This window comes from Streptomyces mexicanus, assembly GCF_902506575.1.
Taxonomy (GTDB): domain Bacteria; phylum Actinomycetota; class Actinomycetes; order Streptomycetales; family Streptomycetaceae; genus Streptomyces; species Streptomyces mexicanus.
Window position 1 is genome coordinate 4,217,046 of the sequence record NZ_LR732544.1, and the last position, 23,601, is coordinate 4,240,646.

At 73.1% G+C, this 23,601-nt stretch carries 19 protein-coding genes, 1 rRNA gene and 1 pseudogene; 15 read left to right on the top strand and 6 right to left on the bottom strand.

Features of this window, described 5'->3' with window-relative positions:
• Positions 1-241 precede the first annotated feature (241 nt).
• The gene (locus tag GV126_RS18865; protein ID WP_159668207.1) at positions 242-1,057 is read left to right on the top strand and encodes a hypothetical protein; all 816 of its coding nucleotides are present in this window, start codon (positions 242-244) and stop codon (positions 1,055-1,057) included.
• A 205-nt stretch (positions 1,058-1,262) separates the two neighbouring features.
• Here GV126_RS18865 and disA read toward each other — a convergent pair whose 3' ends face one another.
• Together disA and radA are read right to left on the bottom strand one after the other, a co-directional pair.
• On the bottom strand, positions 1,263-2,387 hold the full coding sequence (disA, locus tag GV126_RS18870; RefSeq protein WP_028420945.1) for a DNA integrity scanning diadenylate cyclase DisA: 1,125 nt from the start codon (positions 2,385-2,387) through the stop codon (positions 1,263-1,265).
• A 126-nt stretch (positions 2,388-2,513) separates the two neighbouring features.
• Positions 2,514-3,923 carry a DNA repair protein RadA gene (radA, locus tag GV126_RS18875; RefSeq protein ID WP_159668210.1) on the bottom strand — a complete coding sequence of 470 codons (1,410 nt, stop codon included), beginning with the start codon at positions 3,921-3,923 and terminating at the stop codon, positions 2,514-2,516.
• Positions 3,924-4,234: 311 nt separating this feature from the next.
• Here radA and GV126_RS18880 point away from each other — a divergent pair, with 311 nt between their 5' ends.
• On the top strand, positions 4,235-5,830 hold the full coding sequence (locus GV126_RS18880; protein ID WP_438947853.1) for a BACON domain-containing protein: 1,596 nt from the start codon (positions 4,235-4,237) through the stop codon (positions 5,828-5,830).
• Positions 5,831-6,158: 328 nt separating this feature from the next.
• Here the strand turns inward: GV126_RS18880 and GV126_RS18885 are convergent, their stop codons facing one another.
• Positions 6,159-7,076, bottom strand: coding sequence for a DUF3109 family protein (locus tag GV126_RS18885; protein ID WP_159668212.1), 918 nt, complete (start codon positions 7,074-7,076; stop codon positions 6,159-6,161).
• A 247-nt stretch (positions 7,077-7,323) separates the two neighbouring features.
• Here GV126_RS18885 and GV126_RS18890 point away from each other — a divergent pair, with 247 nt between their 5' ends.
• The 3 genes from GV126_RS18890 (at position 7,324) to ilvD (ending at position 11,407) form a co-directional block, all read left to right on the top strand.
• Positions 7,324-8,256: a Ppx/GppA family phosphatase gene (locus tag GV126_RS18890; protein WP_159668215.1), complete on the top strand. Its 933-nt coding sequence runs from the start codon at positions 7,324-7,326 to the stop codon at positions 8,254-8,256.
• Between the two features lie 339 nt (positions 8,257-8,595).
• On the top strand, positions 8,596-9,420 hold the full coding sequence (locus GV126_RS18895; protein ID WP_159668218.1) for a sugar phosphate isomerase/epimerase family protein: 825 nt from the start codon (positions 8,596-8,598) through the stop codon (positions 9,418-9,420).
• A 133-nt stretch (positions 9,421-9,553) separates the two neighbouring features.
• A complete protein-coding gene (gene ilvD / locus GV126_RS18900; RefSeq protein ID WP_159668221.1) occupies positions 9,554-11,407 on the top strand; it encodes a dihydroxy-acid dehydratase in 1,854 nt (617 codons plus the stop codon).
• Positions 11,408-11,498: 91 nt separating this feature from the next.
• Here the strand turns inward: ilvD and GV126_RS18905 are convergent, their stop codons facing one another.
• Entirely contained in the window at positions 11,499-12,740 is a 1,242-nt protein-coding gene (locus GV126_RS18905; RefSeq protein WP_159668224.1) for an outer membrane protein assembly factor BamB family protein, read from the bottom strand.
• Here GV126_RS18905 and rrf point away from each other — a divergent pair.
• From rrf to GV126_RS18960, 10 genes and pseudogenes are all read left to right on the top strand, one after another.
• Positions 12,729-12,845, top strand: a 5S ribosomal RNA gene (gene rrf, locus GV126_RS18910). The two genes, GV126_RS18905 and rrf, sit on opposite strands and share 12 nt — an antisense overlap.
• A gap of 60 nt (positions 12,846-12,905) precedes the next feature.
• Complete coding sequence (locus GV126_RS18915) at positions 12,906-13,550, top strand: HAD family hydrolase (RefSeq protein WP_159668227.1); 645 nt, start codon at positions 12,906-12,908, stop codon at positions 13,548-13,550.
• Positions 13,551-13,655: 105 nt separating this feature from the next.
• Positions 13,656-14,345 (top strand): VC0807 family protein, encoded by a 690-nt coding sequence (locus GV126_RS18920; RefSeq protein ID WP_159668230.1) that lies wholly within the window; start codon positions 13,656-13,658, stop codon positions 14,343-14,345.
• A gap of 66 nt (positions 14,346-14,411) precedes the next feature.
• Positions 14,412-15,852: pseudogene (locus GV126_RS37695) on the top strand (MFS transporter).
• Positions 15,803-16,975 (top strand): acetoin utilization protein AcuC, encoded by a 1,173-nt coding sequence (locus GV126_RS18935; protein WP_159668233.1) that lies wholly within the window; start codon positions 15,803-15,805, stop codon positions 16,973-16,975. The pseudogene GV126_RS37695 and the gene GV126_RS18935 overlap by 50 nt, the downstream one beginning before the upstream one ends.
• Positions 16,976-17,298: 323 nt before the next feature.
• A complete protein-coding gene (locus GV126_RS18940) occupies positions 17,299-18,114 on the top strand; it encodes a phosphatase (protein ID WP_159668236.1) in 816 nt (271 codons plus the stop codon).
• Positions 18,115-18,243: 129 nt separating this feature from the next.
• Positions 18,244-18,456, top strand: coding sequence for a helix-turn-helix domain-containing protein (locus tag GV126_RS18945; RefSeq protein WP_004984898.1), 213 nt, complete (start codon positions 18,244-18,246; stop codon positions 18,454-18,456).
• A gap of 164 nt (positions 18,457-18,620) precedes the next feature.
• Positions 18,621-18,719 carry a 30S ribosomal protein bS22 gene (locus tag GV126_RS18950; protein WP_003948845.1) on the top strand — a complete coding sequence of 33 codons (99 nt, stop codon included), beginning with the start codon at positions 18,621-18,623 and terminating at the stop codon, positions 18,717-18,719.
• A 269-nt stretch (positions 18,720-18,988) separates the two neighbouring features.
• Positions 18,989-20,050: an NAD-dependent epimerase/dehydratase family protein gene (locus GV126_RS18955; RefSeq protein ID WP_159668239.1), complete on the top strand. Its 1,062-nt coding sequence runs from the start codon at positions 18,989-18,991 to the stop codon at positions 20,048-20,050.
• Between the two features lie 11 nt (positions 20,051-20,061).
• Positions 20,062-21,150, top strand: a complete 1,089-nt coding sequence (locus GV126_RS18960; RefSeq protein WP_159668241.1) for a lysophospholipid acyltransferase family protein — start codon at positions 20,062-20,064, stop codon at positions 21,148-21,150.
• 127 nt (positions 21,151-21,277) lie between these two features.
• Here GV126_RS18960 and GV126_RS18965 read toward each other — a convergent pair whose 3' ends face one another.
• Positions 21,278-22,522, bottom strand: coding sequence for a DUF5667 domain-containing protein (locus GV126_RS18965; RefSeq protein ID WP_159668244.1), 1,245 nt, complete (start codon positions 22,520-22,522; stop codon positions 21,278-21,280).
• Positions 22,523-22,756: 234 nt separating this feature from the next.
• Positions 22,757-23,584: an ECF subfamily RNA polymerase sigma factor, BldN family gene (locus GV126_RS18970; protein WP_159668247.1), complete on the bottom strand. Its 828-nt coding sequence runs from the start codon at positions 23,582-23,584 to the stop codon at positions 22,757-22,759.
• Between the last annotated feature and the right edge of the window lie 17 nt (positions 23,585-23,601).

The following is a 23,601-nucleotide window of genomic DNA, read 5'->3' on the forward strand; positions in this document are numbered from 1 at the left end:
GTGGGAGTGCTGTGCGGGGGCAGTGTGGGCGCAGTCATGGCGCTTCCGATCCTGCCACGGAGGAGTCGACGGCCGCGTCATCCGGCGCGGGCCGGTGTCGTCGCGGACCGTGTCCGGGTGCTCACTCCACTCACAAGAGCGGTTTGCGGTACCGGTGTTGCCGAAATGATGATCCGGAAAAGTTGTGCTCGGCGCGGCGGGTGGGGCGGGTGATGGCGGCGATCTCTCGTACAGTTTGGGCGTGGGATCTCTGCGCAATCCGGTCGGGCCGCTTCCCTCCTCCATCTACTGGCGACGGAGGGTCGTCCTGCTGTCCGTGGTCGCTCTGGTGGCCCTGCTGATCGCCTGGGTCCTCACCTCGGGCGGCGGAGGCGGCGGTCACAAGAACAGCGGCGGCGCTTCCGACGGCAAGCACCCCACCCCGTCCCCCATCACGCCGGGCCCGTCCCAGTCGGGCCCCGCGATCAGCCAACACCCCGGCGGGCGCGCCGAGTCCGGCGGCGCGGGCTCCGGTTCGGACGACGCCTCGGGCCCCCCGGGTGCCTCGGGCGGGGACGGCTCCGCCGCCGGTTCCGGCTCCTCCGCCGGGGGTTCGGACACCGGCGACCAGGCCGGCGGCGTCGCCGGCGCGGCCCTGCCGGCCGGCTCCACGCTCCCCGACTGCACCGCCGGGACGGTCACGTTGAGCCTGCGCAGCGTGCGCAACACCTACGCGCTCACCGAGACGCCCACCTTCCAGCTGGTCGCGAAGAACACCTCCGCCCACGACTGCAAGGTGGACTTCGGGCCGAAGGCCGCGGTGGTGACGATCAACAAGGCGGACAGCACCACCCCCTACTGGTCGTCGGCGGACTGTCCGAAGACGGCCGGAAGCCGGCTGTACCGGGTGCCGGGCGGCAGCTACGTCACCTACACGGTGCGCTGGGACCGCAAGCCGAGCGCTCCGCGGTGCGCGACGCCGCCGGCCGGATCGGCGGGCGCCGGAACGTACCTGGTGGAGGCGAAGGTGCCGGGGTACGGCAAGCTGCAGACGTCGTTCGTGCTGTCGGCGGACTGAGCCGGGCGTCCCACCGTTACTGCCCGGGGGTCCGACCGTTCTGCCCGGGCGTCCGGGACGTGGGTGCGGCGCCGGTGCGGGCGCGGGTGCGTACCGCAGGCGGACTTGAGGCCGTGCGGACGCGGTGTGTGTCGCAAGCCGGCATGGGGCCGGTGCGGGTGCGGCGCGTACGCACCGCAGGCGCGCGGGGCGTGAGCGAGGCGCTCTAGACGTACCGTTCCAGGATCGACGACTCCGCCAGGCGGGACAGGCCCTCGCGGACGCTGCGGGCCCGGGCCTCGCCCACGCCGTCCACCGTCTGCAGGTCGTCCACGCTGGCCGCGAGCAGTTTCTGCAGGCCGCCGAAGTGCTCGACCAGGCGCTCGATGATCGCTCCGGGCAGCCGCGGCACCTTGGCCAGCAGGCGGAAGCCGCGCGGGGAGACCGCCGAGTCCAGCGCCTCGGGGGAGCCGGTGTAGCCCAGGGCGCGGGCGACGGTGGACATCTCCAGCAGTTCGGCGTGGGAGAGCTTGTCCAGTTCGGCGAGGGCCTCCTCGACCGTGCGGGAGCGCTTGGCCGTGGGCTCGGGGACGTAGTCCCGCACGACCAGTTCGCGTTCGGGCTCCACGCCCGCGATCAACTCGTCCAGCTGGAGCGCCAGGAGACGGCCGTCGGTGCCCAGCTCCACCACGTACTCGGCGATCTCGGTGGCGATGCGGCGCACCATCTCCAGGCGCTGGGCGACCGCCGAGACGTCCCGGACCGTGACCAGGTCCTCGATCTCCAGCGCCGACAAGGTGCCCGCGACCTCGTCCAGGCGGAGCTTGTAGCGCTCCAGGGTGGCCAGGGCCTGGTTGGCGCGGGAGAGGATCGCCGCGGAGTCCTCCAGCACCCGGCGCTGCCCGTCGACGTACAGGGCGATCAGGCGCATGGACTGCGAGACGGAGACCACGGGGAAGCCGACCTGCTTGCTGACGCGGTCCGCCGTGCGGTGCCGGGTGCCGGTCTCCTCGGTCGGGATCGTCGGGTCCGGGACCAGCTGCACGCCCGCCCGCAGGATCTTCGACAGGTCCGAGGACAGCACGATGCCGCCGTCCAGCTTGCACAGCTCGCGCAGCCGCGTCGCCGTGAACTCCACGTCCAGGACGAAACCGCCCGTGCACATCGACTCCACGGTCTTGTCGGAGCCGAGCACGATCAGACCGCCGGTGTTGCCGCGCAGGACCCGCTCCAGGCCGTCCCGCAGGGCCGTGCCGGGCGCCACGGCACTCAGGGAGGCGCGCATCAGGCCATCGGCGCCGGAACTCCCGCCGGACTTTCCGGGAGCTGCTGCCCGGTCGTTGGCTGCCACTGCACTCCTCCGCTTTGAATGCTCGTTCGCCTCCGGGGCGCTCCTACGGGCTCACTCGTCGCAGGTTCTTCCGGCGCTCCCGTTTCGCACACTCGGTCGTACGGACGGGCGAGACCAGGGCAAAGTCTACCGGCGGTCCTCCTGCTCCCGCGGGGCCTCTCGGCGACGCGAGCGCGGCAGGACCCGCAGCGCGTCCCCTATGTCGGCCACTTCCAGCACCTTCATCCCGGGCGGGATCTTCCCCGGGTCCCCGGGCACCAGGGCGTGCGTGAAGCCCAGGCGGTGGGCCTCCGCGAGGCGGCGCTGCACGCCCGTGACCCGTCTGACCTCACCCGCCAGACCCACCTCGCCGATCGCGACGAGGTTCTTCGGCAGCGGGGTGTCGCTCGCCGCCGACGCCAGCGCCAGGGCGACGGCGAGATCGGCGGCCGGCTCGGACAGCTTCACGCCGCCGACCGTCGCCGAGTAGATGTCCCGCTTGCCCAGCGCGCTGATCCGGCCCCGCTGCTCCAGCACCGCGAGCATCATCGACACCCGGGAGGTCTCCAGGCCGGAGGTGGTGCGGCGGGGTGAGGGGATCTGGGAGTCGACGGTGAGCGCCTGCACCTCGGCGACCAGCGGGCGGCGGCCCTCCAGGGTGACCGTCAGGCAGGTGCCGGGCACCGGCTCGGCCCGGCGGGTGAGGAACAGGCCGCTGGGGTCGGCCAGGCCCGTGATGCCCTCGTCGTGCAGCTCGAAGCAGCCCACCTCGTCCGTGGCGCCGTAGCGGTTCTTGACGCCGCGGACCAGGCGCAGCCGGGCGTGCCGGTCGCCCTCGAAGTGCAGGACGACGTCCACCAGGTGCTCCAGCAGGCGCGGGCCCGCGATCGCGCCGTCCTTGGTGACGTGGCCCACGAGCAGCGTGGACATGCCGCGTTCCTTGGAGGCGCGGATCAGCGCGCCGGCCACCTCGCGCACCTGGGCCATGCCGCCGGGCGCGCCGTCGATCTCGGGGGAGGCCACCGTCTGCACCGAGTCGAGGATCAGCAGCGAGGGCTTGACCGCGTCCAGGTGGCCGAGGACGGCGGACAGGTCCGTCTCGGCGGCGAGGTAGAGGTGGTCGTCGATGGCGCCGATGCGGTCGGCGCGCAGCCGGACCTGGCTCGCGGACTCCTCTCCCGTCACGTACAGCGTGCGGTGCTCGTCGTCGGCCGCCTTGGCGGCCACGTCCAGCAGCAGCGTGGACTTGCCGACGCCCGGCTCGCCCGCGAGGAGGACGACCGCGCCGGGCACGAGCCCGCCGCCGAGCACCCGGTCCAGCTCGGGCACCCCGGTGGAGCGGGCGGTGGCCTGGCGGCCGTCGACCTGGCCGATGGGCAGCGCGGAGGTGGTGACCCGGCCGGGCGTCGTCGTACGGACCGCGGGCGCGCCGTACTCCTCGACCGTGCCCCAGGCCTGGCACTCGGGGCAGCGGCCGAGCCACTTGGCCGTCTGCCAGCCGCACTCCGTGCAGCGGTAGGACGGGCGGTCCTTGGTGGTCTTGGTACGGGCAGCCATGGGGGAAACCGTAGCCGCCGCCACTGACAACCCCGCCGGCCGCGGGCACTGCACCGGCGGCCGCGGGCACCACGACACGGCCGGTCGCGGTGCGGGCGACGCCGTTGCCGGAGCCCGGCGCCCAGCCACCCAGCCACCCGGTCGCCCGGTCACCCGGTCGCACGGTCGTCCCGGTCACCCGGACGGAATACAGTCATCCGTTTATCCGGAAGGCTGCCATCCCCTTATGAGGGATCGTTTCACCCGTATGGATTAAAACAGCGCAACGGGGAAGAACGGGCGATCGCTCGCCGCCTACGGTCGCACGGGTGATGAGCAGCAGTCCGGAGACCTCGACCCGCACGACCGGCGCGCACCGGGCGCACCGCGAGGCGCGCGACCGCGCTGCCGCGCACGCCTTGGCGCGGCGCTCGCCGGCGCCCTACGAGCCGTATCTCGACGGCCTGTTCACCTACTGCCTGTCCGTGCTGTGCGACCACGACGAGGCCGTCGCCGCCCTCGCGGACGCCCTCGTGCTCGCCGAACGGCGCGGGCAGCGCCTCGCCCCGAGCCCGGCCGACCGGCGCGCCTGGCTGTACGCGCTGGCCCGCTGGTCGTGCCTGCGCAAACTGGCCGACGCCAAGCGCAGACGCCGGGCCACGCACGCCGCCGGCCGACCGAGCGCCGGCCGACCGAGCGCCGGCCGACCGGGCGGCGACCGGCAGGACCGGTCCGGGGACGCCACCCCCGCGTCCCCGCCCGAAGACGTCCAGCAGGAACGGCAGCGCGAACTCGCCCGGCTCGCCTGGCCCGAGGCCGCCGGCACCAGCCCCGAGCAGCGCGAGGCGCTCGAACTCGCCGTCCGCCACCAACTCGCCGCCCACGAGGTCGCCGCCGTCCTCGGCACGCACCTGGCCGCCACCCGCGAACTGCTCGCCTCCGCGGCGTGCGAGGTGGAACGCACCCGCGCGGCGCTCGCCGTCGCCGAGACCGGCGGCTGTCCGGGCGTGGCCGCGCTCACCGGCGACAGCCGGCTCGTGCTCAGCCCCGCGCTGCGGCGCGAACTCGTCCGGCACGTCGACGACTGCCCGCGCTGCCGCCGCAGCGCCGAGCGCGCGGTGCCCGGCCGCTGGCCCGGCGCCTCGGTCACCCCCGCCGAACTGCCCGTGCTCCAGGCGCCCCGCGCGGCCCTGCACGCCGCCCTGGCGCACCACCCGCGCGCGCGGGCCGCCGCCCCGCGCTTCGACCGGCGGGGCTATCCCATGGATCCCAAGGACCGGGCCGCGCGCCGGGACCGGCTGCGCGCACGCGCCGTCACCACGACGGTCGTCGCCACCGTGGTCGCCGCCCCGGTGCTCGCCCTGTGGGCCGCCTACCGCGGCACCCCGACCGGCGAGGGGCAGGGCGGCCCGTCCGCCGCCGCGCGCGAGTCGCCCGGCTCCGGTGCCCTGAGCGGGGACGAGGCCGGCGGCTACCAGAACACCGGCAACGACACCGGCAGCGGCGCCGCGCCCGACGCCGGGCGCAGCGGCAACGGCGCCGTGCACGACGTGTCCGTGCAGGTCACCGGTGTGGCGGACGCCGGTCACGGCGCCGGCCGTCTCACCGTGACCGCCACCGGCACCGGCGACACCACCTTCGTCACCCTGACCGCCTCCGGGGCCGCGCCGGTCCACTGGTCGGCGACGACGGGGGCGGCGTGGCTGTACCTGAGCCGCTCGTCGGGCACCCTCCAACCGGGCACCTCGACGACGATCCGGGTGTACGTCGATCCGCTGCGCGAGCCCTCCGGCCCCTGGCGCGCGTCGGTCGCGATCAGCCCGGCCGGCGCGGTGGTCACCATCAGCGGCTACGGCACGGCGCCCGGCGCCTCCCGCCCCGCCCACCGGGTCACCCCGCCCCAGGGCCGCGGCCCTGGGGCGGGGTGACCCGGTGGGTTAGACATAAGGGAGTATTAAGGATGAGGCCGACGGCACTGCAATGAAACTGCGGGACAGGAGTCGCCGCAAGCGCCAGAGTTGTATAGGGGGCAGGCAGCACGCCGTCACCCACCCCCGACACGCCCTCTCCGGACCCGGGCACCTCCACGCCGCCGGCCGACGACAGCGGCGCGCCGACCCCGACGGCCGGCTAGCCGCCGTTCGTCCTCGGGGAGGCTGTTCGGGGCAGGCCGCGGACGGATCGGCCGCTGGGCGGGGACCCTCGGCGGCCCGCCACCGTGCTCAGGCCGCCATCGCGCTCAGGCCGCCACCGTGCTCAGGCCGGATCCGCGGGACGCGCCGGACGCGCCGGGTCCGCCGGATGCGGCGCCACCAGCGGCAGCTGCGAGGCCAGGCGCGCCTCGCACAGCTCGACCAGGCGGTCGTAGCCGGCCTTGCCCATCAGCTCGGTCAGTTCCGCCCGGTAGGAGACGTACACCGGCTCGCCCGCGCCGTGCGCCGACGTCGCCGACGTGCACCACCAGTGCAGGTCGTGCCCGCCGGGGCCCCAGCCGCGCCGGTCGTACTCGCCGATCGACACCTGCAGCACCCGCGTGTCGTCGGGCCGGTCGATCCACTCGAACGTCCGCCGGATCGGCAGCTGCCAGCACACGTCCGGCTTGGTCTCCAGCGGCTCGCGGCCCTCCTTCAGCGCCAGGATGTGCAGCGAGCAGCCCATGCCGCCGGGGAAGCCGGGCCGGTTCTGGAAGATGCACGACCCCTGGAAGGGACGGGTCTGCCGGGACCCCTCCTCGTCCTCGGTCACCCAGCCGTGCTTCGTGCCCTCGGCGTGGTTCTGCCAGATGTCCGGGGTCAGCCTGGCGACGTGCTCGGCCACCCGCTGCTCGTCGTCCTCGTCGGAGAAGTGGGCGCCCAGCGTGCAGCAGCCGTCGTCCGCGCGGCCCGCCTGGATGCCCTGGCAGCCGCTGCCGAAGATGCAGTTCCAGCGGGAGGTGAGCCAGGTCAGATCGCAGCGGAAGACCTGCTCGTCGTCCGCCGGGTCCGGGAACTCCACCCACGCGCGCGGGAAGTCGAGCCCCTTCTCGTCGGGCTCGTCGGACACGCGGGGCCCGCCGGAGTCCGGGGCCCGCTTCGGCGCGGGCAGCGGCGTCGCGGCGTCCGCCGAGCCGGCCGGCTTACCGGCTTTATCCGTTTTGCCAGCTTTTTCGAACTTCGCCTTTTTCGTCTTTGGCACGCGTCCAGGGTAAGACGCCCGCCACCTCGGGCGGGACCGCCCGGAACCCGTCGTCCGAACCTGTCGTCCGACCCGCCGCCCGGAACCGAGTCCGGTCCCCGCCTGGCCCGCGCCCGGTCCTCCCATCCCGGTCCGGTCCTCGTCCCGTCCGCGCCCGGTCCTCGTCCGGTCCGCGCCCGGTCCTCATCCCGTCCCGCCGGTCCGCGTACGGTCCGCATGCGGGCCCGGTGGCAGTAGCGTTCCCTCCATGAGACTCGGTGTCCTGGACGTGGGTTCGAACACGGTGCATCTGCTGGTGGTCGACGCGCACCCCGGCGCGCGCCCGCTGCCCGCCCACTCCCACAAGGCGGAGCTGCGGCTCGCCCAGCTCCTCGACGAGGAGGGGGCGATCGGCGCCCAGGGCGTCGACCGGCTCGTGGCCGTGCTGCGCGAGGCGCTCCAGGCCGCCGAGGACAAGGGCGTGGAGGATCTGCTGCCGTTCGCGACGTCCGCCGTGCGCGAGGCAGGCAACGCCGACGACGTCCTCGCGCGCGTGCAGGCCGAGACGGGCGTACGGCTGCAGGTGCTCAGCGGCGAGGAGGAGGCCCGGCTCACCTTCCTGGCCGCCCGCCGCTGGTTCGGCTGGTCCGCCGGAAAACTGCTGGTCCTGGACATCGGCGGCGGCTCCCTGGAGATCGCCTACGGCATCGACGAGGAGCCGGACGCCGCCGTGTCGCTGCCGCTGGGCGCGGGCCGCCTCACCGCGGGCTGGCTGCCGGGGGATCCGCCCGACCCGGAGGACGTCAGGGCACTGCGCCGCCATGTGCGCACGGAGATCGCACGGACGGTGGGCGACTTCAGCCGCCTGGGCGCCCCCGACCACGTGGTCGCCACCTCCAAGACGTTCAAGCAGCTCGCCCGCATCGCCGGCGCGGCGCGCTCGGCCGAGGGCCTGTACGTGCAGCGGGAACTGAAACGGGAGTCCCTGGAGGCCTGGGTGCCGCGCCTGGCCGCCATGACCGCCGACGAGCGCGCCGAGCTCCCCGGCGTCTCCGACGGCCGCGCGGGCCAGCTGGTGGCCGGCGCCCTGGTCGCCGAGGCCGCGATGGACCTGTTCGGCGTGGAACGGCTGGAGATCTGCCCGTGGGCCCTGCGCGAGGGAGTGATCCTCCGGCGCCTGGACCACATGGAGACGTCGTAGGGCACGCGCCCCGCAAGGTCGTAGGGCATGCGCCCCGCAGGTGCGTCAGGCGCGCGTCCTCACAGGTTCGCAAGGGCGTCCGCCCCGCAGGTTCGTCAGCGTGCGTCCCACAGGTTCGTCAGCGTGCGTCCCACAGGTTCGTCAGCGTGCGTCCTCACAGGTTCGCAAGGGCGTCCGCCCCGCAGGTTCGTCAGCGTGCGTCCCACAGGTTCGCAAGGGCGTCCGCCCCGCCCGTTCGCAAGGCGTCCGCCCCGCGGGGACCCGCGCCCGTCCATGACGAACACCACAACCGTCCACAGGCCCCCGCACCCGCCCACGGCACCCCGTAACCTGTCCCTCGTGGTGGAACCCGTCGTGCGCATTCCGGATGTGAAGGTCGCCCTGTCGACGGCCTCCGTGTACCCGGAGTCGACGGCGGCGGCCTTCGAGATCGCCGCGCGCCTGGGCTACGACGGCGTCGAGGTCATGGTGTGGACCGACCCGGTCAGCCAGGACATCGACGCGCTGCGCAGGCTCAGCGACTACCACGGCATACCGATCCTCGCCGTGCACGCCCCCTGCCTGCTCATCACGCAGCGGGTGTGGTCCACCGACCCCTGGACCAAGCTGCAGCGCGCCCGCGCGGCCGCGGAGAAGCTCGGCGCGAGCACGGTCGTCGTCCACCCGCCGTTCCGGTGGCAGCGCCAGTACGCCCGGGACTTCGTCGGTGGCATCCAGCGGATGGCGAACGAGACCGATGTGCGCTTCGCGGTGGAGAACATGTACCCGTGGCGCTACCGCGACCGCGAGATGCTCGCCTACGCCCCCGCCTGGGACGTCACCCAGGACGACTACCGGCACTTCACCATCGACCTCAGTCACGCCGCCACCGCCCGCACCGACGCGCTGCGGATGCTCGACCGCATGGGCGACCGCCTCGGACACGTCCACCTCGCCGACGGCAAGGGCTCGGCGAAGGACGAGCACCTGGTGCCCGGCCGCGGCGACCAGCCCTGCGCGGAGGTGCTGGAACGCCTCGCCAGGTCCGGCTACGGCGGCCATGTCGTCGTCGAGGTCAACACCCGCCGGGCCATGCCCGGCGCCGGGCGCGAGGCCGACCTCGCCGGGGCCCTGGCGTTCGCCCGCCTCCACCTGGCCTCGCCGGTGCGCGTCCCGGGCCGCTGACCGGCGCCCCGCCGGGGCGCGCGGCCACCGGACGCCCGAGACACGCGTCCCGCATCGCGGACAACCTGTCCCGCCCCCTGGATGACGGGCGTAGGCTCGACGGAGTCAGAACTCTCCGAAGGAGCGAGCGACGATGCCCCAGCTGAGGTCCCGCACAGTCACCCACGGCCGCAACATGGCGGGCGCCCGCGCCCTTATGCGCGCCTCCGGTGTACCCGGTGCGGACATCGGCCGGAAGCCGATCGTGGCGATCGCCAACAGCTTCACCGAGTTCGTGCCCGGCCACACCCACCTGCAGCCGGTCGGCCGGATCGTCAGCGAGGCGGTGCGCGAGGCGGGCGGCATCCCGCGCGAGTTCAACACCATCGCCGTCGACGACGGCATCGCGATGGGCCACGGCGGCATGCTGTACTCGCTGCCCTCCCGCGACCTGATCGCCGACAGCGTCGAGTACATGGTCGAGGCGCACTGCGCCGACGCGCTGGTCTGCATCTCCAACTGCGACAAGATCACGCCGGGCATGCTGATGGCGGCCCTGCGCCTGAACATCCCGACGGTCTTCGTCTCCGGCGGCCCCATGGAGGCCGGCCGCGCCACCCTGGTCGACGGCACCGTCCGCACCCTCGACCTGGTCGACGCGATGTCCGAGGCCGTCAACGACAAGATCTCCGACGAGGACATCCTCCGCATCGAGGAGAACGCCTGCCCGACCTGCGGCTCGTGTTCGGGCATGTTCACCGCCAACTCGATGAACTGCCTGACCGAGGCGATCGGCCTGGCCCTGCCCGGCAACGGCTCCGTCCTGGCCACCCACACCGCCCGCCGCGCCCTGTACGAGAACGCGGCCCGCACGGTCATGGACCTCACCCGCCGCTACTACGAGCAGGACGACGACACCGTCCTGCCCCGCAACATCGCCACCTACCAGGCCTTCGAGAACGCGATGGCCCTGGACATCGCGATGGGCGGCTCCACCAACACGATCCTGCACCTGCTGGCCGCCGCCCAGGAGGCCGGCGTCCCCTTCGGCCTGGAGGAGATCGACCAGGTCTCCCGCCGCGTCCCCTGCCTGGCCAAGGTCGCCCCGAACGTCGCCAAGGACCGCACGTACTACATGGAGGACGTGCACCGCGCCGGCGGCATCCCCGCCCTGCTCGGCGAGCTGCACCGGGCCGGCCTGCTCAACGAGGACGTGCACGCGGTGCACAGCCCGTCCCTGGCGGACTGGCTCAAGACCTGGGACGTGCGCGGCGGCTCCCCGTCCCCCGAGGCCGTCGAGCTGTGGCACGCCGCCCCGGGCTGCGCCCGCTCCTCCGAGGCCTTCTCCCAGTCCGAGCGCTGGGAGGCCCTGGACACCGACGCCGAGGGCGGCTGCATCCGCAGCGCCGAGCACGCCTACTCCAAGGACGGCGGCCTGGCGGTCCTCAAGGGCAACCTGGCCGTGGACGGCTGCGTGGTGAAGACCGCCGGCGTGGACGAGTCGATCTGGACCTTCGAGGGCCCCGCGGTCGTCTGCGAGTCGCAGGAGGAGGCCGTCCAGAAGATCCTGACCCAGCAGGTCAAGGAGGGCGACGTCGTCGTCATCCGCTACGAGGGCCCCAAGGGCGGCCCCGGCATGCAGGAGATGCTCTACCCGACCTCGTACCTCAAGGGCCGCGGCCTGGGCAAGGCCTGCGCCCTGGTCACCGACGGCCGCTTCTCCGGCGGCACCTCCGGCCTGTCCATCGGCCACGCCTCCCCGGAGGCGGCCTCCGGCGGCACGATCGCGCTCGTCGAGGACGGCGACCGCATCCGCATCGACATCCCGAACCGCACCATCGAACTCCTGGTGGACGACGCGGAGCTGGCCCGCCGCGAGCAGGCCCTGAACGGCACGTACGCCCCGAAGAACCGCGACCGCAAGGTCTCCGCGGCCCTGCGCGCCTACGCCGCCATGGCCACCAGCGCCGACAAGGGCGCGGTGCGGGACGTGTCGAAGCTGGGCTGAGGTGCCCGCGGGATCTCCCCGCCACCTGCCGAAGGGCCGCCCCTAGGGGCGGCCCTGTCGTTTCTCCGGAGAATCACCGGTCTTCGGGGGCTCACCAGCCCGAAGGGTCCTGCCCGTCCACGGCGAAGACGGTGCCGTCGGGGGCGCCCGCGTAGACGTGACCGCCGGCCAGCACGGGCGCGGCCAGGGCGCCCGGTCGGCCGCCGAGCCGCGGCCGCGTCTGCCCGGCGAGCCGGCCCGTTCGCGCGTCCACCGCCAGCAGCCGGCCGTCCGCGGCGACCACGTACACGTACCGGCCGTCGCACACCGGCGCCGACCCCTGGCTCACCGCCGTCTCCAACTGCCACACCTGCCGGCCCGCGCCCATGTCGACGGCCCGCAGCGTCCCCCCGGCACCCAGCAGGTGGACGACATCGCCCCGCACCACGGCCTGCGCGCTCGGCATCCGCGTCGGCAGGGCCACCCGGCGCACCGCCCCGGTCCGGCCGGTGTAGCGGACGACCGCCTCGGTTTCGCCGTAGACCCGGTCGAGATCGAGGAGGAAGACGGAACCGTCGTGGGCGCCGACGGGCTGGAGGTATCCCCGCAGCGTGGCCTGCCGGCGCACGGCGCCCGTCTCGGGGTCCACGGCGGTGATCCGCGTGTGCGCCCCGTCGGCGGAGGAGCTGGTCACGTAGGCCAGGGCGTCCCCGGGGAACGAGGTGAGGGACGGCAGGCTGTACCCGGCGATCCGCCGGCTCCACCGGGTCCGGCCCGAGACGCTGTCCACCCCGGTGAGCGTCCCGTCGGCACGGGCGACCACCAGCGTGCCGCCCACGAACCGCCATCCGCTCTGCGCGGGCAGGTCGAGTCCCGCACGCGGGTGCCCCGAGGACGGGTCGAACGCCTCCAGGCGCCGGCCGTCCGCGGTGGGGACGTACACCAGGCCGCCGGAGAGCACCGGCGCCTGCAGGCCCGCACCGGCGACCGTCCGCCGCCACCGCACGGCACCGTCGGACGGTACGAGCGCGACCACCGAACCGGACTGCGCGCAGAACAACAGGCCGGGATCGCCTCCGGTCGAGGAGCCACCGGAGGAGACGGCCGAGGGACCACCGGAGGAGAGGGCCGAGGAGATCGTCGAGGAGCTGCCGGAGGAACTGCCGTACGTGCACTGCGGCAGGGCGGCCGCCCGGTCGGTCACCGGCTTGACCGCCCACGCGTCGAACGCGGCCGGAGCGGTACGAGGACCGGCCCCCACGGACACCGTGCCGTCCACCCCGGCCCACACCCCGACTCCGCCGGCCACCAGCAGACCGACCGCCCCGGCCGCCAGCGCTGTTTCGGTGGTCATAGCGTGAGGGAAACGCCCGGTTACATTCCGAACCCGGAAGCTAAGCCTTACAGCGCCGATGGTACTGCAGGGGGGACCCTGTGGGAGAGTAGGACGCCGCCGAACAATTCTTGAGAAAGGCCCACGCCGTACGGCGTGGGCCTTTCTGCGTCTAGGGTTGAATCCATGCGCTACGACCTCGTCATCTTCGACAACGACGGCGTCCTCGTCGACAGTGAGCCGATCTCCAACCGGCTGCTCGCCGAGTACCTGACCGAGCTGGGGCACCCCACCTCGTACGAGGACTCCATCCGCGACTACATGGGGTCGGCCATGCACCGGGTGCACGACCTCGTCCTGGAGCGCACGGGGAAGCGGCTCCCGGACGACTTCGACGACGTCTTCCACGCTCGGGTCTTCGCCGCCTTCGAGCGGGAGTTGAAGCCCGTGCCGGGGATCACGGGCGTACTGGAGAAGCTGGCGGCGGACGCGACGCCGTACTGTGTCGCCTCGTCCGGGAGTCATGAGCGCATTCGGGTCGGGCATCGGACGACGGGCCTGGACCGGTGGTTCGACGACGCGCGGATCTTCAGCTCGCAGGACGTGGGGCGGGGCAAGCCGGCGCCCGATCTGTTCCTGCACGCGGCGCGGCGGATGGGGGTCGAGCCGGCGCGCTGTGTCGTCGTCGAGGACTCCCCGCTGGGCGTGCGGGCGGCCGTGGCGGCCGGGATGGACGTGCTGGGCTTCACCGCCATGACACCGGCCGAACGGCTCACCGGCGCGGGTCAACTCTTCTCGTCCATGGAGGAGTTGCCCGACCTGCTGATATGAGTCCCGTCATGACCGGGCGCACAGGCGGGTGCTGACAATTGTCATGCGGACCTCCGGACGATCGTTCCTACTGGCGGACCCCCCTCGGCCACGAAGCTTGAGGGCATGACGACGAACACGAAGCGCGCGAACCTCGCCCCCCTGCTGGTGGATGTCGCGGTGCCGGTCGGCGGGTACTACCTGCTGAAGGACGCCGCCGGAATGAGCACGCTCGCGGCCCTGGGGTGGAGCAGCGTGGTGCCGGCCCTGCGGACCGGATGGTGTGCGGTCAAGGAGCGCAAGGTCAACGCGCTCGCCGTCCTCATCCTGTTCGTCAACGTGGTCGGACTGCTGCTGAGCCTCGTCGCCGGGGACCCGCGGCTGATGCTCGCCAAGGACAGCGGCGTCAGCAGCGCGATCGGCATCGGTGTCCTGGTGTCCGTGGCGCTCGGCAGGCCCATGATGACCGCGGTGATGAAGCCCTGGCTGGTGAAGGGCGACGCCGCGCGGGAGGCCGCGTGGGCACGACTGACGGCCGGCTCGACGCGGTTCCGGCGGGCGGAGAAGGTCTTCTCGCTGGTGTGGGGCCTGGTGCTGCTCGGTGAGTGCGTGGTGCGGGTGGTGGGCGCCTACACGCTGCCGGTCGACACCATGGTGTGGCTGGGCAATGTGATCATGGTGGTGGCCATGGCACTCGGGTTCTTCGTCAGCGGGGCGCTCGCCGCCGGCCCGATGGCGAGGATGCTTCTCGCCGAGACCAAGGCCGCCCGCCCCGCGACGTCCGCGTCCGCTCCGGCGCCCGCGATGGCCGGGTGAAGCTGAGCGGAATTCAGCTTCGACTGGATCTACCCACCGGTAGCCCGGGGCCCTACGCTCGCCGCCATGACTGATGTGCTGCGGCGCGGCAGGGCCTCGTTGGCGTTCGGCTTCTTCGCGCAGGGCGCCGTCTTCGCCCTCCTCGTCACGCGCATCCCGGCGGTCCAGGACCGCTACGGCGTCTCGGACGCCGTACTGCCGGTCTTCCTGGCCGCCGTCCCGATCCTCGCCGGAGTGGGGAGCGTGACCACCGAGCAGCTGGTGAAGCGGATCCGGCCCAGCCGGGTGCTGCGCTGGTCCCAGCCGGTGGCGATGGTGGCGCTGGTCGGGGTCGGGGCCGGGAACCGGATCGCCGAACTGGCCGCGGCTCTGGCCGTGTTCGGGCTGGCCGTGGGCGCGCTGGACGCGTCGATGAACATGCTCGGGGTGAGCCTGCAGCACGCGTACGGCCGCAGCATCATGCTCGGCTTCCACGCGGCCTACAGCCTGGGCGGGATCGTGGGAGCGTCGCTGGCCTGGGCGGGGGCGCACTGGCATCTGGCGCTGTGGGTGTCGTACCTGCCGGCGGTGGCGGTGCTGCTGCCGGCGACGCTGGTGGGCAGCCGGTGGTACGTCGACGGTCCGGCCGGCGGCACGGTCGGCGCCGTGACCGCCGCGGACGACGCTGTGTCCGCCGAGGGCGGTGGCGTATCGGCCGTGGGGGGTGGCGTGTCCGCCGAGGGGGGACGGGCGGCCCGTGGTGTCGCCTTCGGGCTGCTGCTGCCGCTGTGCCTGGTGATGACCTTCGCGTACATCGGGGACTCCACCGTGTCGAACTGGAGCGCGAAGTATCTGCAGGACACGCTGGGCAGTTCGGAGCAGCTGGCGACGGTGCCGTACAACGTGTACATGGTCACCACGCTGCTGGGCCGGTCCCTCGGGGACCTGGGGGTGCGGCGGTTCGGGGCGGGGGGCGGGGGGCGGGGGGGGGGCCGGCTCTTTTAAACAACTGACGCCGGCGGCGACTCCCTCCGTGGAGATCTCGGGGGGGGCCGGGTCACTTAAAAAAAAAAAAAAACGTAACAAAGCAGGAGGAGCGGTGTACGTAAGGTACACTAGGAGAAGTGGACGGCAGGACAAAGCTACAGAGCGCGAGCGGCGTAGCAGAGTGGGGCCCTGGGTGGGGATGCTCGGGTTCACGCTGCTGGGGCTCGGGCTGTGCGTGCTGGTGCCGCAGACGTTCGCGGCGGCCGGGCGGCGCGCGCTGGACGCCCACGGTCCCGGCGCGTCGGACGCGGCGATCGCGCGGCTGAACGTCTTCAACTACGTCGGCTTCCTGGTGGGCTCGCCACTGGTGGGCGCGCTGGGCGACGCGTGGAGCTATCGCGGGGCGATGCTCGTGCCGATGGCGTTGGTGCTGGTGACGCTGGTGTACGCCAGGTCGTTCGCGGCTTCGCCGGACCGATACGGTGGCGGTCATGAGCGGCCGCGCACAGCTGATGTGGGACGAGGCAGTAACGGGGTATGACTTCGGGCCGGGCCATCCGATGGATCCGGTCCGCCTCGCCCTGACCCGGAAACTGGTCGGCGCCTTCGGGCTCGACCGTGAGGTGGACGTGGTGGCGGCCAAGCCCGCCGGGGAGTCGACGCTGCGGCTCGTCCACCGGGAGGACTACATCGAGGCCGTAAAGGCGGCGTCGGCGGATCCGGTGGCGGCCGACCAGTCGTACGGGCTGGGCACCCTGGACGATCCGGCGTTCGCCGGGATGCACGAGGTCTCCGCGCTGATCGCGGGCCAGTCGGTGGGCGCGGCGGAGGCGGTGTGGCGCGGGGACGCGCTGCACGCGGTGAATTTCGCCGGCGGCCTGCACCACGCGATGCCGGGGGCCGCCTCGGGGTTCTGCGTCTACAACGACGCGGCGCTGGCGATCGCGCGGCTGCTGGAACTGGGCGCCGAACGGGTCGCGTACGTCGACGTCGACGTGCACCACGGCGACGGGGTGCAGGCGGCGTTCTGGGAGGACCCGCGGGTGCTGACGATCTCGTTGCACGAGCACCCCCGGACGCTGTTCCCGCAGACGGGGTGGCCGCAGGAGACCGGGGCCGACAGTGCGGAGGGGTCGGCGGTGAACGTGGCGCTGCCCGCCGGCACCGGGGACGCGGGGTGGCTGCGGGCGTTTCACGCGGTGGTGCCCGAGCTGGTCGCCGACTTCCGGCCCCAGGTGCTGGTCACCCAGCACGGGGCGGACACGCACTTCGAGGATCCGCTGGCGCATCTTGCGGTGTCGCTGGACGCGCAGCGGGCGGTGCAGACGGCCTGCCACGACCTGGCCCACGAGTACGCCGACGGCAAGTGGGTCGCGCTCGGCGGCGGCGGGTACGCGGTCGTGGACGTCGTACCGCGGTCGTGGACGCACCTGGTGGGGATCGCCGCGGGGCGGCCGGTCGAGCCGGAGACGGTGATCCCGGAGAGCTGGCGGCAGCAGGTGTACGCGCGGACGCGGCAGTTGGGGCCGATGCGGATGACGGACGGCCGGTGGCCGGTCCCGTGGTCCGCGTGGGAGGCGGGGTACGACCCCGCGGACCGGCTGGACCAGGCGATCCTGGCGACGCGGCGGGCGGTGTTCCCGCTGCGGGGGCTGTTGGCGTAGAGCGCGGACGGGAGGCGTGCGGTACGTCCCCGCGCCGGCCCCGTCGCCGGACGCCGCCCGTACGTGGCCGGGCGAGCCCTGACGCCGGACGCCGCGCAAGCCCTGCGCCGGACGCCGCGGGATGCCGCGGGATGCCGCACCCGAGGCCGCGCGGGACGTCGCGCCGCACCTCGCCGCGGACCCCCGTGGCCGCCGTCACGGCCATCACCGCTGTCAGGGACCTCACACCCGTCACGGCCGTCGTGCCCCGTCCCGTTACGCCGACCGAGCGGTGTTCCCCGGTTTCCGTCCCTCGGCCGTGAGCCGTCCGTCACCATCGCACCGTGGTGAGCACCGCCGCGCTGCGCGCGCATCTGCTGCGGGCGCGTCTCGCCGGGGTCGTGGCGACGACGCGGGAGACGAGCCTGCGCAGTTACCGGCTGTTCGCGGCCCGGGACCCCCGGCTGCTGATCGGGATCGATCCCGAACGGGCCTGGGAGCAGCGGGATGTGATCGAGTTGATGGCGCGAAAGTGCGGGGTCTCGGCTGATCCGCGTCACACTGTCGGCCAGGATGTGATCGATCCTGAGCTGACGCTGACCGCCCTGGCGGCCTTCGCCGACCGGCTCGGTGCGGTGGCCCGCAGCGGCGCGCCCGTGCTCCTCGGCACCGGGCACCCGCACCGGCTGCTCGGCTTCTACGCCGCGTTGGCGGGCGCGTTGTCGGCGGCGGGATGTAGCGTTCTCACCCCCGCGCAGGGTCGCTGTGTCGACATAACGACCCGGTTCGGTCTACGCACGTTCCTCATCGACTACGTCCGCGGAGTGGCCCTCGTGCGGCCGTCCGGCGCCGAACGCACCGGTTGTGAGCCCGGCGCGCACACGCATTCGCCGCTCCCGGTTCGGCTGGCGCTGCAGGCGGCCGCGGACGCCGGCGGGCCGCTGCCGGAGCTGGTGATCGGGGACCACGGATGGGTCTGCGGAGCAGGTCAGCTGGGGTTCGAGGCCGTGGGTCTGGGTGATACGGACGACCCCGCCCTGTTCGTGGGGCAGGCGGAGGGGCGCGTGTCCGTGGTCGTTCCGCTTGATGACGGTGTGCGGGCCGCCTCCTACCGTCCGCTCATCCGCTACGTACTCAATCGAGCGCGTCTGTCACGGTAGGGCGGTGATGGGTGCACCTCTTCCCCACTCGCATCACCCGCCCCTAGTCTGGGGAGTGAGCACGCAGCGACGAAGAGTCACCGGAAGGGGAAGCCGGTGGCCGTCGAGTGCGGAAGGTGCAGGTGTGACATGGCTGCAGCTGGCGAGAGGCCTCTGAACGAGGTTCAGTTCCTCACCGTGGCGGAGGTCGCCTCGGTGATGCGAGTGTCGAAGATGACCGTGTACCGCCTGGTGCACAGCGGTCATCTGCCCGCGATCCGGGTGGGAAGGTCCTTCCGCGTCCCGGAGCAAGCGGTTCACGAGTACCTCCGCGAGAGCTACGTGGGGGTGGAAACCGCCTGACGACGATCAGGAGGGATCCGTATCGGGCATTACGGAACAGTTCGGGTCCCTCCGGACGCCTCGATTAACGACCTCAGCGCTCGGGCGGGTAGGCTGACCCCTCGAAGGTCGTGTGGGCCCATGGCGCCCAAACACCGAGTGATGAGAAGTGAGCGAGGGTAGTCGTGGGCTCTGTTATCAAGAAGCGGCGGAAGCGGATGGCCAAGAAGAAGCACCGCAAGCTGCTGAAGCGCACCCGCGTCCAGCGTCGCAACAAGAAGTGACGCCGGTCGCCGCACGTTAGTGCGCGACACCGCGAGAGCGTGTCCGTGGCCCCCCACCCGTGAGGTGGGGGGCCACGTTCGTACCGCGGCCCGCCCCGCCCGGGGGTGGCGTGACGGTCATTCGTCCCGGGCGGCGGTGGCCGGGCCGGTCACCGTACGGGCGGTGTTCGTCACGTCACGCAGTCGACGCTCATCACAGCGCGACGCCGACCCGATAGGTTGGCCGCACACGGGGAACGCGGTGTGCGACGTGAAGGAGGGCGCTGGTCTTGGGACAGGTCGTGCTCGTCACCGGGGTGGCCCGCTCGCTCGCGGGCCGGTTCGTCCGGCGGATCCAGCGTGATCCGCAGGTGGACCGCGTCGTCGCCGTGGACGCGGTGCCGCCCGAGCACCATCTGGGCGCCGCGGACTTCGTCCAGGCGGACATCCGGCAGCCCACCATCGCCCGGGTGCTCGCGGAGTCCGGCGCCGACACGGTCGTCCACATGGACGTCACCGGCACCGCGCTGGCCGGTGGCAGCCGGGCCACGGTCAAGGAGACCAACGTCATCGGCACCATGCAGCTGCTCGGCGCCTGCCAGAAGTCCCCGAGCGTGCAGCGGCTGGTGGTCAAGTCCAGCACCAACGTCTACGGCTCGGCCTCCCGCGACCCGGCGGTGTTCACCGAGACCACCCCGGCCAAGTCCCTGCCCAGCGGCGGCTTCGCCAAGGACATCGTGGAGGTCGAGGGGTACGTCCGGGGCTTCGCGCGGCGGCGGCCGGACGTGGCCGTGTGCGTGCTGAGGTTCGCCAACATCCTCGGGCCCACCGCGGACACCCCGCTGGCCTCCTACTTCTCGCTGCCGGTGCTGCCGACGGTGTTCGGCTACGACCCGCGGCTGCAGTTCGTGCACGAGGACGACGTGATCGAGGTGCTGCGCATCGCCGCGCACGAGCCGCGCCGGGGCACGCTCAACAGCGGCACGTTCAACATCGCCGGGGACGGCGTGCTGCTGCTCTCGCAGTGCTCGCGGCGGTTGGGCCGCCCCACGGTGCCGTTGCTGCTGCCCGCCGTCACGTGGGCGGGCTCCCTGGTGCGTACGCTGGGGATGACGGACTTCTCACCCGAGCAGATCCGGCTGCTCACCCACGGCAGGGTGGTCGACACGGACGAGATGCGGCGCACGCTGGGCTTCTCACCCCGGTACACCACCGCGGAGACGTTCGCGGACTTCGCCCGCGCCCAGGGTGCCGGACTGCTCCCGCCGGAGGCCCTTGCGGGGGCCGTCGACCGGATCGCCGCGCTGTCCCTGCGGGGCAGCGGTCACCCCCCGACGCAGAGCGCCGACTGAGGAGCGCAGCAATGGCGGACGCCAAGGTCATTCCGTTCGACGACGACCGGTCCCGGTCGGGTTCCGGGGCCAGGCAGGCGCGGCGCCGGGGTGCGGGCACCCGGCGCACCGGGGCCGAGCCCGCGGCGGCCGGGGAGGTGCAGCCGCTGTCGGCCGTCCACCGGCCCGCACCGGCCGAGACCCCGCAGGGGGAGGCGGCCCGGCAGCCGGACGCGCGGCAGGAGCCGGCGCCGCAGGCGCGGCCCGACGGCGAGGACGACGGCGGGCTGGAGCGGCGCATCGCGAGCGGCCTGTCGTTCCTGCGCCGCCGCCTGACCGGGGAGTACGAGGTCGACGACTTCGGTTACGACGCCGAGCTGACCGACCAGGTGCTGATGTCGCTGCTGCGGCCGCTGTACGAGAAGTACTTCCGGGTGGATGTGAAGGGCATCGAGAACATCCCGAAGGAGGGCGGCGCGCTGATCGTCGCCAACCACTCGGGCACGCTGCCGCTGGACGGCCTGATGATGCAGGTCGCCGTGCACGACCACCACCCCGCCGGGCGCCATCTGCGGCTGCTCGCCGCCGATCTGGTCTTCGTGCTGCCCGTGGTCAACGAACTGGCCCGCAAGCTCGGCCACACGCTCGCCTGCACCGAGGACGCCGAACGCCTCCTGGGCCAGGGCGAGCTGGTCGGGGTGATGCCGGAGGGCTTCAAGGGGATCGGGAAGCCGTTCAGCGAGCGCTACAAGCTGCAGCGTTTCGGGCGGGGCGGTTTCGTCTCCACGGCGCTGCGGCAGGGCGTGCCGATCATCCCCTGCTCGATCGTCGGGGCGGAGGAGATCTACCCGATGATCGGCAACGCCAAGACGCTGGCCCGGCTGCTCGGCTTCCCCTACTTCCCGCTGACGCCGACCTTCCCGTGGCTGGGTCCGCTCGGCGCGGTCCCGCTGCCGACGAAGTGGACGATCCAGTTCGGCGAGCCGATCCGGACGGACGGCTATCCGCCGGAGGCGGCCGAGGACCCGATGCTGATGTTCAACCTGACCGACCAGGTCCGCGAACAGATCCAGCACACGCTGTACAAGCTGCTGGTGCAGCGCCGGTCCGTGTTCTTCTGAGTGCTTCTCTGAGGCGTGCCGTGACGGCGGACGACGGGGGCGCCCCTCGGGAAGAGGGGCGCCCCCGCCGTCGTGCTGTCGTACGGCTCTCGTACGTAGGGCTCTCGTACGGACGACGCTCGTACGGCTACTTGGCGTCCTCGCTGTCGATGCCGAGGCCGGGCAGCAGGCCCGGCAGGAGCGGCGGGATCGTGACGTCCGGGGCGCCGTGGGCGGGCGGCCTGCTCTCGGACGGCGAGGCGCTGTCGCTCGCCTTGGGCGGGTCGAGCAGGCCGCCGGTGGTGCCGCCGAGCAGGCCGTCGCCGCTCTCCTCGCCGGAGCCCGCCGAGGTGCTGGGGCTGCCGCTGCCGGACCGGTGGCCGGCCGAGGGCGTGCCGCTGCCGGTGCTCGGCCGGGCGGAGTGGTCCGCGGAGGAGGAGCCGGAGGGCGAGCCGGGCCCGGCGTCGTGCTGCCGGGTGCCGCCGCCGGTGTGGGCCGGGGGCTGGGGCAGCAGCGACTGCAGCGGGGCGACCTCTTCGTCTATGGCGTCGAACACGGACGACACCTGCTCGCTGACGTCACCGAGCTGCACCGGCAGCTTCTCGCGCAGCGCGCCCCAGGCCCGGCGGTGGGTGCGGGAGAAGGCGGACAGGGTCTGGATGGGGCCCAGGGAGTCGGGGTCGCGCTCGTAGGCCTCGTGCAGCAGGCGGTGGCCCTCGGCGGCGTCCTTCTGCATGCCGGTCAGGGTGCGGCGGATCTCGCCCAGGGATTCGTGGTCGAGGTGGCCGCTGCGGCCGCGCTCCAGCAGCCGGCGGGCCTCGCTCATCCGGGTGGAGGCCAGGTCGAGGTAGGCCTTGCCCTGCTCGTCGGCGCCGTCGGTCAGGTAGGTGACCTTGAAGTCCTCGATGCCGCGCTTGAGGCCGTACAGCGAGTCACCGGGGAGGGCGTCGGAGCTGGCCGCGGCCACGCCACCGAAGGCGCCCGCGGCCACGCCGACGCTGAGCCCGCCGGCGGCCAGGCCCTTGGTCAGCCGTGTGCGCGGCCGCAGTTTCCCCAGGCTGCTCGCCCGGTGGGCGCCCTTGGCCCTCCGCTGTCCGGGCACGGTGGGGTCACTCGCCTCGCCCGCCGCGGTGCCCTCCTGCAGCATGGCCTCCATCGCGGCCACGAGGCGGGCCCGCTGGACGACCTTGACCTCGGGGTCCAGCTCCGGTCTGGGCAGGGCGCCGAGACCGGCGGCAAGGGCCACCAGGCGGCCCTGCTCGGTCTCGTCCGCCGCTGCCGGGGCCGGCGCCGGTCCCTCGGACTGCTCGGCCGCCGTGCCCCGGTCGGACAGCTCCTCCAGGGCCTGGGCGAAGGCGTTCGCCCGCCGGTGCGCCGATACGTTCGCGATCACTGGCGGCACCTCCTCTCGTCAAGACGGTCGACTCCCCAGGGGACCTGAGGGTTGCACGCCCGCGACCGCTGCCACCCGGACGAGTGATCAGCGTGGGCCAAGGCGTGACCACAGGGAGCCTGTATCCCGCTCAACGAGCGGCTCGGCACTTCGGTTACGGACGGAAAAGGATCCGTGCGGTGCGTCAACATGCCGGTACGGACAGTGAGTTGAATGCCGCGGAGCGTGGGCGGCTCAGCGGGCGTCGTCCGGGAGGAGGCGGGCCAGGGTGCGCACGGCCCGGTACTGGAGGGTCTTGATGGCGCCCTCGTTCTTGCCCATGACCCGGGCGGTCTCCGCCACGGACAGCCCCTGGAGGAAGCGGAGCGTGACGCACTCCTGCTGCTGGGGGTTGAGCCGGCGTACGGCGTCCAGCAGCGCGGCGTTGGACAGCGACTCCAGGACGGATTCCTCCGGGGAGCGCTCGACCTCGTTGGCGTCGAGCATCTCGCCGGTGGTGACCTCCAGGCGGAAGCGGCTGGACTTGAAGTGGTCGGCCACCAGGTTGCGGGCGATGGTGACGAGCCAGGCGCCGAAGTCGCGGCCCTGCCAGGTGAAGGTGCCGATGCGGCGCAGCGCCCGCAGAAAGGTCTCGCTGGTCAGGTCCTCGGCGGTGGCCTTGCCGCCGACGCGGTAGTAGATGTACCGGTACACGGTGTCGCTGTACTGGTCGTAGAGGCGGCCGAAGGCATCGGCTTCGCCGGCCTGGGCGCGCTCGACGAGGTCCATCATCCGGGCGCTGTCGCTGTCCGCCGCCGGGCGGCGGGCGGTCGCCGCGGCGGACGGGCGCCCTCGTCTGCCCACCGCGCGCCCGTCGCCCGACCGCCGCCCGTCGACGACGGCGCTGCGCGCCGGGACCTGCCGCATGCTCTCGGCCAGCGCGTAGCAGGGGCGGCCTGCGGGGGCGGCGGTGGCGAATGCGGGACCGGCGTACGCGGTGGGGACGAGGCCGCGCAGCAGGTCCAGGACCGTTGCGCGGAGCGTAGCCAGGCCCGAGGCGTCAACCCCGACGTGTGGGTACACGGGACTCCCAGAGGCAG

Bases quoted from the DNA above. Each gene is read 5' to 3' on its own strand.
- GV126_RS18905 (WP_159668224.1), bottom strand. From the start codon at position 12,740: ATGACCACCGAAACAGCGCTGGCGGCCGGGGCGGTCGGTCTGCTGGTG.
- GV126_RS18935 (WP_159668233.1), top strand. From the start codon at position 15,803: ATGAGCGGCCGCGCACAGCTGATGTGGGACGAGGCAGTAACGGGGTAT.
- GV126_RS18915 (WP_159668227.1), top strand. From the start codon at position 12,906: ATGCGCTACGACCTCGTCATCTTCGACAACGACGGCGTCCTCGTCGAC.
- GV126_RS18960 (WP_159668241.1), top strand. From the start codon at position 20,062: ATGGCGGACGCCAAGGTCATTCCGTTCGACGACGACCGGTCCCGGTCG.
- GV126_RS18880 (WP_438947853.1), top strand. From the start codon at position 4,235: ATGAGCAGCAGTCCGGAGACCTCGACCCGCACGACCGGCGCGCACCGG.
- radA (WP_159668210.1), bottom strand. From the start codon at position 3,923: ATGGCTGCCCGTACCAAGACCACCAAGGACCGCCCGTCCTACCGCTGC.
- GV126_RS18920 (WP_159668230.1), top strand. From the start codon at position 13,656: ATGACGACGAACACGAAGCGCGCGAACCTCGCCCCCCTGCTGGTGGAT.
- GV126_RS18890 (WP_159668215.1), top strand. From the start codon at position 7,324: ATGAGACTCGGTGTCCTGGACGTGGGTTCGAACACGGTGCATCTGCTG.
- GV126_RS18945 (WP_004984898.1), top strand. From the start codon at position 18,244: ATGGCTGCAGCTGGCGAGAGGCCTCTGAACGAGGTTCAGTTCCTCACC.
- ilvD (WP_159668221.1), top strand. From the start codon at position 9,554: ATGCCCCAGCTGAGGTCCCGCACAGTCACCCACGGCCGCAACATGGCG.